We start from the raw sequence: 13,369 nt of genomic DNA on the forward strand, positions 1-13,369 counted from the left end.
AAAAACGTCAAAGGAATAACCATGGCCGACGCAACGCGCACCCCCGCCCCCTATACCGAGGCTGACCTGTCCCTGATCAAACGGATCATTCCACATCGCTATCCGTTTTTGCTGATCGACAAGGTGCGCGATATTGTCCCGTTCGAAAGCGCGGTCGGCGTGAAATGCGTCACCGCCAACGAACCGCATTTCCCCGGCCATTTCCCCGAACAGCCCATCATGCCCGGCGTCCTGATCGTCGAGGCGATGGCTCAGACCTCCGCCGTTGTGGTCGGCATCAGTCTGGATGTGGTGGACAAACCGCTGTTGACCTATTTCATGGGCATCGACGCCTGCAAATTCCGCCGCATGGTGGTGCCGGGCGATGTGCTGGAACTGCATGTCACCGTGAAACGCGCGGGCGGCAAAATCTGGAAATTCCTGGGCGAGGCCAAGGTCGATGGCCAAGTCTGCGCGCAGGCCGAATTCACCGCCATGATGGATTTGAAAACGGATGGCTGAGACGCGCATCCATCCCTCGGCCGTCATTGAACCCGGCGCGCAGATCGGCGCAGGGGTCGAGATCGGCCCCTTCTGCGTCGTCGGCCCTCAGGTCGAACTGGGCGACGGGGCGGTTCTGAAATCGCATGTCGTGGTGACGGGCGAAACGGTGATCGGGCCGGAAACGGTCGTGTTCCCCTTTGCCTGCATCGGCGAAGTCCCGCAGGATCTGAAATATCGCGGCGAACGCGCGCGGCTGGACATCGGCGCGCGCAACCGCATCCGCGAATATGTCACGATGAATCCGGGGACCGAAGGCGGCGGCGGGCTGACCCGCGTGGGCGATGACGGGCTGTTCATGGCGGGCAGCCATGTGGCGCATGACTGCCAGATCGGCGACCGGGTGATCTTGGTGAACAACGTCGCCATTGCCGGGCATTGCGTGCTGGAAGATGACGTGATCGTCGGCGGCTTGTCGGGTGTGCATCAATTCGTGCGCATCGGGCGCGGCGCGATGATCGGCGCGGTGACGATGGTGACGGCGGATGTGATCCCCTATGGTCTGGTGCAGGGGCCGCGCGGGCATCTGGACGGGCTGAACCTTGTGGGTCTGAAACGCCGTGGCGCATCGCGTGCCGATATGGCGGCGCTGCGCGATTTGCTGGGCGCTCTGGGCGGCGGATCGTTCCGCGACACCGCCCGCGACCGCGCGGGTGGCGACATCACCGCGCTGGAACGCGACGTTCTGGACTTTATCCTTGGCCCGTCAGATCGCAGCTTTCTGAAGCCGCAGCCATGACCCAGATCGCCGTGATCGCCGGGCAGGGGGCGCTGGCCCCCGCCATCGTCGCCGCGCTGGACAACCCGGCGGTGTTCGCGCTGGAAGGGTTCGAACCCGACATTCCCGCCACGCCCTTTCGTCTGGAACGGCTGGTGCCGTTTCTGGATCACCTGATCGACAGCGGGATTACGGATGTTGTGTTCGCGGGCGCGGTGCGCCGCCCCCGTCTGGACCCGGAAATGTTCGACCCCCGCACCGCGCAACTGGTGCCGCGTATTCTGGCCGCGATGCAGTCGGGCGATGACGCGGCGCTGCGCACGGTGCTGGACCTGTTCACCGAACACGGGCTGAATATCCGCGCAGTGCAGGACATCGCCCCCGATCTGGTGCCGGGGCCGGGCCTGCTGACCGGCACCCCGACCGAGGCCGACACCCGCGACGCAACCCGCGCGGCGGATATTCTGCGCGCGACCGGCCCGCTGGATCTGGGGCAGGGCGCGGTGGTGGCGGGGGGCCTGTGTCTGGCGCTGGAAACGCTGCCGGGGACAGCGGCGATGCTGGACTTTGCCGCGCGCCATGCCGATCTGCGCGGGGCGGCGCGAGGGGTGTTCTATAAGGCACCAAAGCCGGGGCAAGACCTGCGCATCGACCTGCCGACGCTTGGCCCCGACAGCGTGGATCAGGCCGCCGCCGCCGGTCTGGCCGGTATCGCTTGGGCCGCAGGCGGGGTGATCCTGCTGGACCGGCCCGAAACCATCCGCCGCGCCGAATCCGCCGGGTTGTTCCTGTGGGCAATGGCGTGATTGAGTATTTTTACACAGAAGAAGTCCCATGTTTCGCCCTCAAACCGGGCGCGACTTGTGCTTCTTCTGTGCATAAATACTCATATTCCGACCGCGCCGCGCAGGTGCAACGATGACGTTTTTCCTGATTGCGGGTGAACCCTCGGGTGATCAGTTGGGGGCGGCGCTGATGGCGGGCTTGCGCGAATTGGACCCTGACGTTCAGTTCGACGGCATCGGCGGGCCGGCGATGGCGGGGCAGGGGCTGGTCAGCCGCTTTCCCATGCAAGAGCTGACCCTGATGGGCATTGCCGAGGTGCTGCCCAAATATTTTCACCTCAAACGCCGTATTGCCGAAACCGCCCGCGCGGTGGCCGATGCCGCGCCTGATGCGTTGATCACCATCGACAGCCCGGATTTTTGTTTGCGCGTGGCCCATGCGGCCCGCGCGCTGCGGCCCGATCTGCGGGTGGTGCATTATGTCGCGCCTTCGGTCTGGGCGTGGCGGGCGGGGCGCGCGGAAAAGATGGCGCGGGTGGTCGATCACGTGCTGGCGATTTTGCCGTTTGAACCGCCGCTGATGCGGGCCGCGGGGATGTCGTGCGATTTCGTCGGCCATCCGATTGCGACCGCGCCGGTGGCCAGCCCCGAACAGGCGGCGGCGTTCCGGGCCGCACATTCCATTGCCCCGGATCAGCCGCTGGCCCTGTGCCTGCCCGGTTCCCGCCGGTCCGAGGTGGCGCGCCTTGGCCCCCGGTTCGGGGCGGCTTTGGCGCAGGTGCCGGGGTTGCAGGTGGTAGTGCCGACCGTGCCGAATGTCGCGGATCAGGTGGCGGAGTTGACGCGCGACTGGCCAAGCGCGCCGGTGATTGTGCAGGACGCGGACGACAAACGCGCGGCCTTTGCGGCGGCGGATGTGGCGCTGGCGGCGTCGGGAACGGTCAGTTTGGATCTGGCCGCAAATAATGTGCCGATGGTGATTGGTTACGACATGGCCCCGCTGAGCCGGTGGCTGATCGGGATGTTGCTGCGGGTGGATACCGTCACGCTGGTCAATCTGGTCAGCGACAGCCGCGCCGTTCCCGAATATCTGGGCCGCGCCTGCCAGCCCGATGCGTTGGCCGCGGCGCTGCGTCGCGCCTTGCACGACCCCGTGGCGCGTCAGGCGCAGATGGACGCCATGGCTCTGACCATGAAGCTTCTGGGCCGGGGTGGAGACGCGCCGGGCCTTCGCGCGGCGCGTTCCGTGATGGGTGCAATTACAGAACTGCGGTGACGATGATTTCGACTTTGTAATCCGGGGTCGCCAGTGCCGATTCGCCGGTGGCGCGGGCGGGGGCGTGACCTTGCGGCACCCAGGCATCCCAAACCGCGTTCATTTCGGCAAAATCGGCCATGTCGGCCATCCAGATTTGCGCCGACACGATGCGGGTTTTGTCAATGCCCGCTTGCGCCAGCAGGGCGTCCACCTGTTCCAGACAGGTTTTGGTCTGATCGGTGACGGATGCGCCCGCCTCGCCCACTTGGCCGGCCAGAAAGACAAAGCCGTTGGCGATGACGGCCTGGCTCATGCGGGTGCCGGTTTCGATGCGTTTAATGTCGGTCATGGTCCTGTCCCTTGTGTTTCAGGTGAATAAGGCCAAGAATTACCAGCCTTTGGCGGTGTGGGCCAGCGGCGAAAGGGGTGGACTTGGGCGCAGGGCTGGCGTATAGGTCCGTCTTTGGCCCGCTGATCGCCGGGGCTGTGGGCATTGGTGTGGCCCACCGCGAAAGGGGTGAATTGGGCGCTGACCGGGCGTAACAACGCCCCCTTTCTGGCGAAGACAATGACGAATATGATGATTCCCGCGCCGTTGCAGACGGCGCTGGCGGAAAAAGGTTATGACAGCCTGACCGCTGTTCAAACGGCTGTTCTGGGCGATGATGCGCAGGGCCGTGACCTGTTGGTGTCGGCGCAAACCGGGTCGGGTAAAACCGTGGCCTTTGGTTTGGCGATTGGCGCGCAACTGATCGACGATGGCGCGTTGACGGGCGAATTGCCGGTTGCGCTGGCGATTGCGCCGACGCGCGAACTGGCCTTGCAGGTCGCGCGCGAACTGGAATGGCTCTATGCCGCGACTGGCGCGCAGATTGCGACCTGTGTTGGCGGGATGGATTACCGCAACGAACGCCGCGCGCTGGCGCGTGGAGCGCAGATCGTGGTCGGCACCCCCGGCCGTCTGCGCGACCATATCGAACGGGGCAGTCTGGACCTGACCGCCCTGCGCGCCGCCGTTCTGGACGAAGCCGATGAAATGCTGGATCTGGGCTTTCGCGAGGATCTGGAGTTTATTCTGGGTTCCGCCCCCGACAGCCGCCGCACGCTGATGTTTTCGGCCACCGTGTCGCCCGACATCGAAACGCTGGCCCGTGATTTTCAGCGCGATTCGCTGCGCATTGCCGCGCGGGGCGAGGCGCGCCAGCACGGCGACATTTCCTATCAGGCGTTCAGCGTCACCGCGCGCGACCGGGAACCGGCGATCTTTAACCTGCTGCGCCTGCACGAAGCGCGCACCGCCATTGTGTTCTGCAAAACGCGGGCGAATGTGAATCACCTGCTGGCGCGCATGTCGAATCGCGGGTTCAAGGTGGTGGCCCTGTCGGGTGAACTGAGCCAACAGGAACGCAACCACGCCCTGCAAGCGTTGCGCGATGGGCGGGCGCGGGTCTGTATTGCGACCGATGTTGCCGCGCGCGGAATTGACCTGCCGGGGTTGGAACTGGTGATTCATGCCGATCTGCCGACGAACCCGGAAACGCTGTTGCACCGGTCGGGTCGGACGGGGCGCGCCGGGGCCAAGGGGGTGTCCGCGCTGATCGTTCCGGCGGCGGATTACAAACGCGCGCAGCGTCTGTTGCAGCGGGCCAAGGTCGTGGCCGAATGGGGTCGCGCCCCCGGCGCGGATGAGGTGCGCGCCCGCGACGATCAACGCATGTTGGATCATCCGGCGCTGCGCGATGCGGCCCCCGATGACGCGGTGCTGGCGGCGCAATTGCTGGCGCAATTCGGGCCTGAACAGATGGCGACCGCGTTTATCCAATTGTGGCGCGAAGGTCGCCCGGCTGCCGAGGAACTGCACGAAGTCACCGCGCCGCCTGCGCCGTCGGCCCCTCGTGCGCCGCGCGAATTTGGCGATTCGGTGTGGTATATGCTGTCGGTTGGTCACACGGGCCGCGCCGAAGCGCGCTGGCTGCTGCCGAAAATCTGTGACGCGGGCGGGATTGACCGCAACGCGATTGGCGCGATTCGCGTCAAACAGGATGTGTCATTCGTGCAGATCGCGGCGGATATGGCCGACCGTTTCGGGGATGAAGCCGCCATCACCGACGAAGTGTCGATGCGCCGCATGGCCGAACCGCCGGTGTTTGATGCGCCGGAACCGCGCGCGCCGCGTGGCCCGCGCCCGGATCGTGGCCCCCGCCCGGAACGTGCGCCCCGTGAACCGCGCGAACCCCGTGCTGAACGCGAACCGCGTGGCGATTACGCAAAACCCGCGCCGAAGCCGCGCCGTGACAAACCGGAATCCGGCGATCATCGCGCCCGCGTCAAGGCGGCCAAGGGCGGCTGGATCCCCGATGACGCGCCGCTGGATATGCCCGCCGACAAACCGCGCGCCAAACGCAAACCCGGCGCGGTGGGTAAATCCGGCTGGGCTGCGCCCAAGGGCAAACCCCGCATCGGCAAAGGGGCTGCCGCGAAACCTCATCGCAAAGGGCCGCGCCGCCCTGCGTAATCTTTTCTGACCTAAATGGCTGCGCAAATATCTGTTTTTTGCGCAGCCGCCCCATTCTGCGCATGGAAATGTCAGAATAGCTGTTGCAACCCGACCGCCCCCCCGCGTAACCTGCGCCTTGCGCTGATAAATACGACGACAGGGGGGCGCGATTTGCTGGACCACAGCCCGAATGATGCCTTTGTGGCCTTTGAACATGTTCAGAAAAGCTATGACGGGCAAACACTTGTCGTCAAAGATTTGAATCTGAACATCGGCAAGGGCGAATTTCTGACCATGCTTGGCCCGTCGGGGTCGGGCAAAACCACCTGCCTGATGATGCTGGCGGGGTTTGAAACGGCGACGCATGGCGAAATCCGTCTGGATGGCCGCCCGATCAATCAGGTTCCGCCACACAAGCGCGGCATTGGAATGGTTTTCCAAAATTATGCCCTGTTCCCGCATATGACCGTGGGGGAAAACCTGTCCTTTCCGCTGGAAGTGCGGGGGATGGGCAAATCCGAACGCGAAACGCGGATCAAACGCGCGCTGGATATGGTGCAGATGGGCCAATTCGCCAATCGCCGCCCCGCGCAATTGTCGGGCGGGCAGCAACAGCGGATTGCGCTGGCCCGTGCGTTGGTTTTTGACCCCGAACTGGTGCTGATGGATGAACCGCTGGGCGCTTTGGACAAACAACTGCGCGAACATATGCAGTTTGAAATCAAGCACCTGCACGAAGAACTTGGAATTACGGTCGTTTACGTCACCCATGATCAGGGCGAGGCGCTAACCATGTCCGACCGCATCGCGGTGTTCAATGACGGCCGGATTCAGCAACTGGCCCCGCCCGCGCAGTTGTATGAACGCCCGGAAAACAGCTTTGTCGCCAGTTTCATTGGCGAAAACAATGCGTTGCCGGGGACGATTCAGGAACTCAGCGGCTCGCAGGCGCTGGTTCGGCTGGCCAATGGCGAACTGATTGACGCAACGGCGGTGAATATCCGTCAGGTCGGGCAGCAAACCTTGGTCAGCATCCGCCCTGAACGTGTTGAATTCAAACCCGAAATGATGCCGCCAAACGCCCACACGCTGGAAGCCGAGGTGTTAGAGGTCATATACATGGGGGACATCCTGCGCGCGCGTCTGCGTGTCGCGGGCAGCGATAATTTCGTCATGAAGATGCGCAACACGCTGGGGCAGACGAAATTACAGGCGGGCCAGATGATCCGCATCGGCTGGCATCCGCAGGACGCGCGCGCCTTGGACCCGGTCTGACGCGCCAAACTTCATCACTATGGGAGTAAATGATGAAACGTATTCTTGCACTGACCACGGCCATCGGGCTGGTCTCTGGCCCGGCACTGGCCGATGTGAATCTGCTGTCCTGGGGCGGGGCCTATGGCAACAGCCATTTGCAGGCCTATGCCAAACCCTTCACCGCCGAAACCGGCATCGCGGTGCATATTTCCGACGCCGATAACCCCGCAACGCCGATCAAAGCGCAGGTCGAGGCGGGCAACGTGTCCGTTGACGTAGCGTCGGTTGAATATGCCGATGCGGTGCGTCTGTGCGACGAAGGTTTGCTGGAAACCATCGACCCCGCCATTCTGGTGGCGGCACCTGATGGCACGGCGGCGGCGGATGATTTCATCGACGGCGCGATTACCGAATGTTTCGTCGCGACAGATGTGTATTCGATGGTCCTGACCTATAATGACCGCGCATTCGGTGACGCGAAACCGGCGGCGCCTGCCGATTTCTTTGATCTGGCGACCTATCCCGGCAAACGCACCATGCGCAAAGGGGCCAAGTTCAATCTGGAACTGGCGCTGATGGCGGACGGGGTGCCGGCGGATCAGGTCTATGACGTGCTGGCCACGCCCGAAGGTGTGGATCGCGCATTCGCCAAGCTGGACACCATCAAATCCGACGTGATCTGGTGGGAAGCGGGCGCGCAGCCCCCGCAATTGCTGGCCGATGGTGAGGTCAGCATGGCCTATGCCTTTAACGGGCGTATCTTTAACGCCGCGCAGGCCGATGGTCAGCCCTTTGTTATTATCTGGGACGGCCAGATCTATGAAATGGAGGGCTGGGTGATCCCCAAAGGCGCGCCGAATATCGATGACACGCTGAAGTTTATCGCATGGACGACCTCGGCTGAACCGCAGGCGCGCGCGGCCGAATTCATCAGCTATGGTCCCCCGCGTCGTTCGGCGGCGGCGATCGTCGGCAATATCGAAGGCACCGATCAGCCGATGGGTCCGAACCTGCCGACCTTCGAGGCCAACATGACCAATGCGCTGGGGTCGAATCTGGATTTCTGGGTCGATCATGACGGGCAGTTGAACGAACGCTTCAACAGCTGGCTGGCCAATTGACGCAAGCCGCCCGGCAGCAATGCCGGGCGCACCCACAGGGGAAGGAACCGATATGAAACAGACGTTGATTTTGTCCACAGCGCTGACCGGGCTTGCCGTCGCGGCCCATGCCCAGGATCTGAGCGTGGTCAGCTGGGGCGGCTCTTACGAGGCCAGCCAGGTCGAGGCGTATAACAAACCCTTTACCGAAAAAACCGGCACGCGGGTGAATATGGTCGCCACCGACGACCCCGCCGCGCCGCTGAAAGCGCAGGTCGAGGCGAACAACGTCACCAGCGACGTGTTCGATCTGGCCATGGCCGACGCGATCCGCCTGTGCGACGAAGGCGCGTTGCTGGAACTGGACCACGACGACCTGCCGCCCGGTGCCGATGGCACGCCCGCTGTTGATGATTACGTCGCCGGGGCGCTGAACGAATGTGCGGTCGGCAATATCTTCTGGGGGACAGTCATCAGCTTTGATGAAACCAAGTTTACCGATCAGGTGCCGACCCGCGCGGCGGATTTCTTTGATCTGGACACCTTCCCCGGCAAACGCGGCTTGCCGCGTTCGGCCAAACGCAGCCTGCCTTTGGCCTTGGTCGCGGATGGCGTGCCGTCGGATGAGGTTTACGACCAACTGGCCACGCCCGAAGGCGTTGACCGCGCATTCGCCAAGCTGGACACGATCAAATCGGACGTGATCTGGTGGGATGCGGGCGCGCAGCCGGTGCAGTTGCTGGCGGACGGCGAAGTCGCCATGACCAGCGTCTATAACGGCCGCATTTTCGACGCGATTGTCAGCGAAAACAAACCCTTTGGCGTGATCTGGGAAGGCGAGTTTCTGGAAATCAACGCCTTTGTCATCCCCAAGGCCGCGCCGAACCCGGAGCTGGCATGGGATTATGTGAAATTCGCGACCAGTGCCGAACAACTGGCCCTGCAAACGCAGTTTATCAGCTATGGCCCCGCGCGGAAATCGGCGGGCGCGATGGTCGGGCTGTATCAGGACGGCAAAACCGAAATGGCCACGCATTTGCCGACCTATCCCGAAAACATGGCAACCGCGGTGATTGATGACCCGGAATTCTGGGCCGATCACGAAGCCGAACTGACGGAACGCCTGAACAACTGGCTGACCGCCAATTGACGACCGCCGCCGCGTTTCGGCGCGGCGGTTCATCATGGGGGGAAGACATGAAAACCACGTTTATCACCGCAGCCGCCGCCAGTTGTCTGGCCCTGTCCGCAGGCGCGCAGGATCTGAATGTCGTGTCATGGGGCGGCGCCTATGAGGCCGCGCAGACACAGGCCTTCAACGTCCCGTTCACCGAAGCGACCGGCATTCGCGTGAACATGCAGGCCGCCGACAACCCCGCCGTTCTGCTGAAAGCGCAGGTCGAGGCCGGCAATGTGACCGCCGATGTCTGGGATATTGAACTGTCCGACGCGATCCGGCTGTGCGACGAAGGCGCGTTGATGGAGATTGACCCCGCCGATCTGCCCGCAGGCAGCGACGGCACTCCGGCGGTGGACGATTTCATCGACGGCGCGCTGCCGGGTTGTGCGGTGGCGAATATGGTGTTTTCCACCGTCATCGCATTCAACAATGACCGGTTCACCGACGCGCCCACGACGGCGCGCGATTTCTTTGATCTGGACACCTATCCCGGCAAACGCGGATTGCAGCGGATGGCGAAACGGTCGCTGTATCTGGCGCTGATCGCCGATGGCGTGCCGTCGGATCAGGTCTATGACGAACTGGCCACAGATGCGGGCGTGGATCGCGCATTCGCCAAGCTGGACGGGATCAAATCCGACATCGTCTGGTGGGAGGCTGGCGCACAACCCATCCAACTGCTGGCCGATGGCGAAGTGGCGATGACCACGGCCTATAACGGGCGGGTGTTTGATGCGATGGTTGCGGAAAACCAACCCTTTACCGTGATCTGGGACGGGCAATATCTGGATATGGACCTGTTCGCGATCCCCAAAGGCGCGCCGAACCCGGAACTGGCGCTGGATTATGTGAAATTCGCAACCGCCACCGAACAGGGCGTGCGCCAGACCGAATTTATCGCCTATGGTCCGCCGCGCAAATCGGGTGCGGCGCAGGTCGGCACCTATAAGGATGGCGTGACCGATATGGCCCCGCATATGCCGACAAACCCGGCCTATCTGGGCAATGCGTTTCTGGATGACCCGGAATTCTGGGCCGACCGCGACGCCGAACTGACCGAACGATTCAACGCCTGGCTTGCCAGCAACTGACGACCCGGCCGCCCGATCAGGGCGGCCCCCCGACCCCCGGAGACGACCATGAGCCAGCCCGCCAATCCACACGCCGCCATTGCGACCACCGCCGCAGGTGTGGGCGATGCTGCGCTGACGACCGCCGATGGCAAACCCTTGCGCGCGGCGTTGCTGCGGTCGCAGGGCCGTGCGCGGCGGCGCGCGTTTCTGTTGGTGCTGCCGCTCTTGCTGTTCATTCTGGTGACCTTCGTGGTTCCGATTGGGCAGATGCTGCAACGGTCGTTTTACAATGACGGCTTTTCGCGGAATATGCCGCAGGTGTCGGCGTGGTTTGCATCAACCGAACGCGGAACTGACCCGGACGATGCGGCATGGGCCGCGTTGGCCGCTGACCTGACCCAAGCGGCAGCGGATCGCACGATTGGCGTGGTCGGCACGCGGATCAATTACGATATGGCGGGGACGCGGTCGCTGTTCACATCCACCGGGCGCGCGGTGCGGGGCGGGCTGGAACCGCCTTTTGATGCCGCGCTGACTGGCATTGACGCGAAATGGGGCGACCCGATGCTGTGGTCCGTGATGCGCGAGGCATCCACCCCCTATACCGCCAATTTCTATCTGTCATCGCTGGACCGCACCCGAGACGCCGACGGCAACATCGTGCAGGTCGAGGAACGCCAGCGAGTCTATCTGATGCTGTTCTGGCGCACCTTCTGGCTGTCGGGGCTGATCACGGTGCTGACCTTTGTTCTGGGCTTTCCGATTGCCTATCTGCTGGCGACGCTGCCGATGCGGAAATCGAATCTGTTGATGATTCTGGTGCTGCTGCCGTTCTGGACATCGCTTCTGGTGCGCACAACCAGTTGGATGGTGCTGCTGCAACAACAGGGCGTGCTGAACGATATTTTCGTCTGGCTGGGCCTGATCAACAACACCGGCCGGTTGCAGATGATCTATAACCAGATCGGCACGATTGTGGCGATGACGCATATTCTGCTGCCGTTCATGATTTTGCCGCTCTATGCGGTGATGCGCACGATCAACCCGTCCTATGCCCGTGCCGCACGGTCACTGGGCGCGACCAGCTGGACCACGTTCCGCCGCATCTATTTCCCGCAAACGCTGCCGGGGCTGGGGGCAGGGGCGCTGTTGGTGTTCATTCTGGCGGTCGGGTATTATATCACGCCGGCCTTGGTCGGCGGATCGTCGGGGCAGTTGATTTCCAACATGATCGCCATGCACATGACCGGGACGCTGAACTGGTCGATGGCTGCGGCCTTGGCGGCGCTGCTGCTGGGGGCGGTGCTGGCGCTGTATATGGTCTATGACCTGCTGGTCGGTGTTGATAATTTGAAACTGGGGTGATCCGATGGCACTGCCAACTTATGCAAGCCCGCTGGAACGCGTCTGGCACTATACCTATCTGGTGATTTGCGGGCTGATCTTTTTCTTTCTGATCGCGCCGATTGTGGTGATCATCCCGCTGTCGTTCAACGCCGAACCCTATTTCACCTTCACCCCGGCGATGCGGTCGCTTGACCCCGACGGGTTCAGTATGCGCTGGTATGACAGTCTGCTGACCTTCGGGATGCAAAACCCCGGCGCGCCGAGGGATTGGGACTGGTTCATGGATGCGTGGCGCAACGCAAACTGGGTCAAGGCCGCCAAAAATTCCATCATCATCGGCGTGTTTTCCACGATTGTGGCCACGGTGCTGGGAACCATCGCGGCGCTGGGGCTGGCGCGGCCCGAAATGCCGTTCCGCCGCGCGATCATGATGATGCTGATTTCGCCGATGATCGTGCCGCTGATTATCACCGCGACGGGGATGTTCTTTTTCTATTCGAACCCGTGTGAATTGCTGGGCATGGTCGGGCTGCCGTCGAATTGCGGGCGGCTGGCGGGGACCTATGTCGGGGTGATTCTGGCCCATGCGACCTTGGGAATTCCGTTTGTGATTATCACGGTGACGGCAACGCTGGTTGGGTTTGACCAATCGCTGAACCGCGCCGCCGCCAGTCTGGGCGCCAACCCAACGACGACCTTTTTCCGGGTGACGATGCCGCTGATCCTGCCGGGGGTGATCTCGGGCGCGCTGTTTGCGTTTGTGACGTCATTCGACGAAGTGGTGGCGGTGCTGTTCATCGCAGGGCCGGAACAGCAAACCATCCCGCGCCAGATGTGGAACGGCATCCGTGAACAGATCAGCCCGGCCATTCTGGCGGTGGCAACGCTGCTGGTGGTGTTCTCTATCGCGCTGCTGACGACGGTCGAATTGCTGCGCCGCCGGTCCGAGCGTATCCGCGGCCTGTCGCCCGCATGATGACGCCCGAGGAATTGGACGACGACCGCGCCCGCCCGCGCGCTCCGGCTATTGCGGGATTAACGCCGATGCAGGAATTGGCGGGCAAGGGGCTGGCGCGAATCCACCACATGTATCGTCAGGAACTGACCGGCGTTGCCCGGCTGCTGGGCGATATCCGCACAGGGCAGGCGCGGCCCGATGCGCTGCCCCCGGCGATTGCGGGGCTGTCGCTGACGGAAAACCTGTCGCTGTTCGGGACGGTCTGCGGGCGGCAATGCGCGCTGCTGCAAAATCACCACGACATCGAAGAACAATGGATGTTCCCCGCGATTGATGCCCATGCCGATACGGGGCTGCGCGCGGTTCTGGACCGGTTAAAGGCCGAACACCGCGTCATCCACGTGCTGATCGGGGAATTGCGGGTTGCGGCGGATGATCTGGCCGCCGCGCCATCGGATGCAGGGCTGGACACCTGCGCCCGCGCCTTTGCCCGTCTGGACCGCGCGATCCGGTCGCATTTCGGATACGAAGAAACCGAACTGGCCCCTGCATTGGGCGCGTTCGGGATTCCCATCTGACGCGCGTTCTGCGTCCCGCGACCGCAGGGGGGCTTCGCGCCCCCCGGACCCCCCGCGGGATATTTCCACACAGAAGAT

13 protein-coding genes are annotated in these 13,369 nt (G+C 63.1%); 12 read left to right on the forward strand and 1 reads right to left on the reverse strand.

The window, feature by feature from the left end; all coding sequences use genetic code 11:
• Positions 1-21 precede the first annotated feature (21 nt).
• The 4 genes from fabZ (at position 22) to lpxB (ending at position 3,319) form a co-directional block, all read left to right on the forward strand.
• Positions 22-501, forward strand: coding sequence for a 3-hydroxyacyl-ACP dehydratase FabZ (fabZ, locus tag Q4G20_RS05665; protein WP_303342409.1), 480 nt, complete (start codon positions 22-24; stop codon positions 499-501).
• Entirely contained in the window at positions 494-1,279 is a 786-nt protein-coding gene (lpxA, locus tag Q4G20_RS05670; RefSeq protein ID WP_303342410.1) for an acyl-ACP--UDP-N-acetylglucosamine O-acyltransferase, read from the forward strand. The genes fabZ and lpxA overlap by 8 nt, the downstream gene beginning before the upstream one ends.
• A complete protein-coding gene (locus tag Q4G20_RS05675) occupies positions 1,276-2,064 on the forward strand; it encodes an LpxI family protein (protein WP_303342411.1) in 789 nt (262 codons plus the stop codon). The genes lpxA and Q4G20_RS05675 overlap by 4 nt, the downstream gene beginning before the upstream one ends.
• 112 nt (positions 2,065-2,176) lie before the next feature.
• The gene (gene lpxB, locus Q4G20_RS05680) at positions 2,177-3,319 is read left to right on the forward strand and encodes a lipid-A-disaccharide synthase (RefSeq protein WP_303342412.1); all 1,143 of its coding nucleotides are present in this window, start codon (positions 2,177-2,179) and stop codon (positions 3,317-3,319) included.
• Here lpxB and Q4G20_RS05685 read toward each other — a convergent pair.
• Positions 3,303-3,650: a RidA family protein gene (locus tag Q4G20_RS05685; protein ID WP_303342413.1), complete on the reverse strand. Its 348-nt coding sequence runs from the start codon at positions 3,648-3,650 to the stop codon at positions 3,303-3,305. The two genes, lpxB and Q4G20_RS05685, sit on opposite strands and share 17 nt — an antisense overlap.
• A gap of 219 nt (positions 3,651-3,869) precedes the next feature.
• Here Q4G20_RS05685 and Q4G20_RS05690 point away from each other — a divergent pair, with 219 nt between their 5' ends.
• From Q4G20_RS05690 to Q4G20_RS05725, 8 genes are all read left to right on the forward strand, one after another.
• Positions 3,870-5,816 carry a DEAD/DEAH box helicase gene (locus Q4G20_RS05690; protein WP_303342414.1) on the forward strand — a complete coding sequence of 649 codons (1,947 nt, stop codon included), beginning with the start codon at positions 3,870-3,872 and terminating at the stop codon, positions 5,814-5,816.
• Between the two features lie 153 nt (positions 5,817-5,969).
• The gene (locus Q4G20_RS05695) at positions 5,970-7,073 is read left to right on the forward strand and encodes an ABC transporter ATP-binding protein (protein ID WP_303342415.1); all 1,104 of its coding nucleotides are present in this window, start codon (positions 5,970-5,972) and stop codon (positions 7,071-7,073) included.
• 32 nt (positions 7,074-7,105) lie between these two features.
• Entirely contained in the window at positions 7,106-8,176 is a 1,071-nt protein-coding gene (locus Q4G20_RS05700) for an ABC transporter substrate-binding protein (protein WP_303342416.1), read from the forward strand.
• A gap of 52 nt (positions 8,177-8,228) precedes the next feature.
• Positions 8,229-9,305 (forward strand): polyamine ABC transporter substrate-binding protein, encoded by a 1,077-nt coding sequence (locus tag Q4G20_RS05705; protein ID WP_303342417.1) that lies wholly within the window; start codon positions 8,229-8,231, stop codon positions 9,303-9,305.
• Between the two features lie 47 nt (positions 9,306-9,352).
• Positions 9,353-10,426 (forward strand): ABC transporter substrate-binding protein, encoded by a 1,074-nt coding sequence (locus Q4G20_RS05710; protein ID WP_303342418.1) that lies wholly within the window; start codon positions 9,353-9,355, stop codon positions 10,424-10,426.
• Between the two features lie 48 nt (positions 10,427-10,474).
• Positions 10,475-11,773, forward strand: coding sequence for an ABC transporter permease (locus Q4G20_RS05715; RefSeq protein WP_303342419.1), 1,299 nt, complete (start codon positions 10,475-10,477; stop codon positions 11,771-11,773).
• Positions 11,774-11,777: 4 nt separating this feature from the next.
• Complete coding sequence (locus Q4G20_RS05720) at positions 11,778-12,731, forward strand: ABC transporter permease (protein ID WP_303342421.1); 954 nt, start codon at positions 11,778-11,780, stop codon at positions 12,729-12,731.
• A complete protein-coding gene (locus Q4G20_RS05725; protein ID WP_303342422.1) occupies positions 12,728-13,291 on the forward strand; it encodes a hemerythrin domain-containing protein in 564 nt (187 codons plus the stop codon). Before Q4G20_RS05720 ends, Q4G20_RS05725 begins: the two co-directional genes overlap by 4 nt.
• The last annotated feature ends 78 nt before the right edge of the window (positions 13,292-13,369 follow it).

The sequence above is a fragment of the Paracoccus sp. (in: a-proteobacteria) genome, from assembly GCF_030538495.1.
Lineage (GTDB): Bacteria > Pseudomonadota > Alphaproteobacteria > Rhodobacterales > Rhodobacteraceae > Paracoccus.

What these genes read in the sequence shown, in the direction of transcription:
- Q4G20_RS05720 (WP_303342421.1), top strand. Translation starts at nt 11,778, where the DNA reads ATGGCACTGCCAACTTATGCAAGCCCGCTGGAACGCGTCTGGCACTAT.
- Q4G20_RS05705 (WP_303342417.1), top strand. Translation starts at nt 8,229, where the DNA reads ATGAAACAGACGTTGATTTTGTCCACAGCGCTGACCGGGCTTGCCGTC.
- Q4G20_RS05685 (WP_303342413.1), bottom strand. Translation starts at nt 3,650, where the DNA reads ATGACCGACATTAAACGCATCGAAACCGGCACCCGCATGAGCCAGGCC.
- Q4G20_RS05690 (WP_303342414.1), top strand. Translation starts at nt 3,870, where the DNA reads ATGACGAATATGATGATTCCCGCGCCGTTGCAGACGGCGCTGGCGGAA.
- Q4G20_RS05675 (WP_303342411.1), top strand. Translation starts at nt 1,276, where the DNA reads ATGACCCAGATCGCCGTGATCGCCGGGCAGGGGGCGCTGGCCCCCGCC.
- Q4G20_RS05715 (WP_303342419.1), top strand. Translation starts at nt 10,475, where the DNA reads ATGAGCCAGCCCGCCAATCCACACGCCGCCATTGCGACCACCGCCGCA.
- lpxB (WP_303342412.1), top strand. Translation starts at nt 2,177, where the DNA reads ATGACGTTTTTCCTGATTGCGGGTGAACCCTCGGGTGATCAGTTGGGG.
- Q4G20_RS05700 (WP_303342416.1), top strand. Translation starts at nt 7,106, where the DNA reads ATGAAACGTATTCTTGCACTGACCACGGCCATCGGGCTGGTCTCTGGC.
- Q4G20_RS05710 (WP_303342418.1), top strand. Translation starts at nt 9,353, where the DNA reads ATGAAAACCACGTTTATCACCGCAGCCGCCGCCAGTTGTCTGGCCCTG.
- fabZ (WP_303342409.1), top strand. Translation starts at nt 22, where the DNA reads ATGGCCGACGCAACGCGCACCCCCGCCCCCTATACCGAGGCTGACCTG.
- Q4G20_RS05725 (WP_303342422.1), top strand. Translation starts at nt 12,728, where the DNA reads ATGATGACGCCCGAGGAATTGGACGACGACCGCGCCCGCCCGCGCGCT.
- lpxA (WP_303342410.1), top strand. Translation starts at nt 494, where the DNA reads ATGGCTGAGACGCGCATCCATCCCTCGGCCGTCATTGAACCCGGCGCG.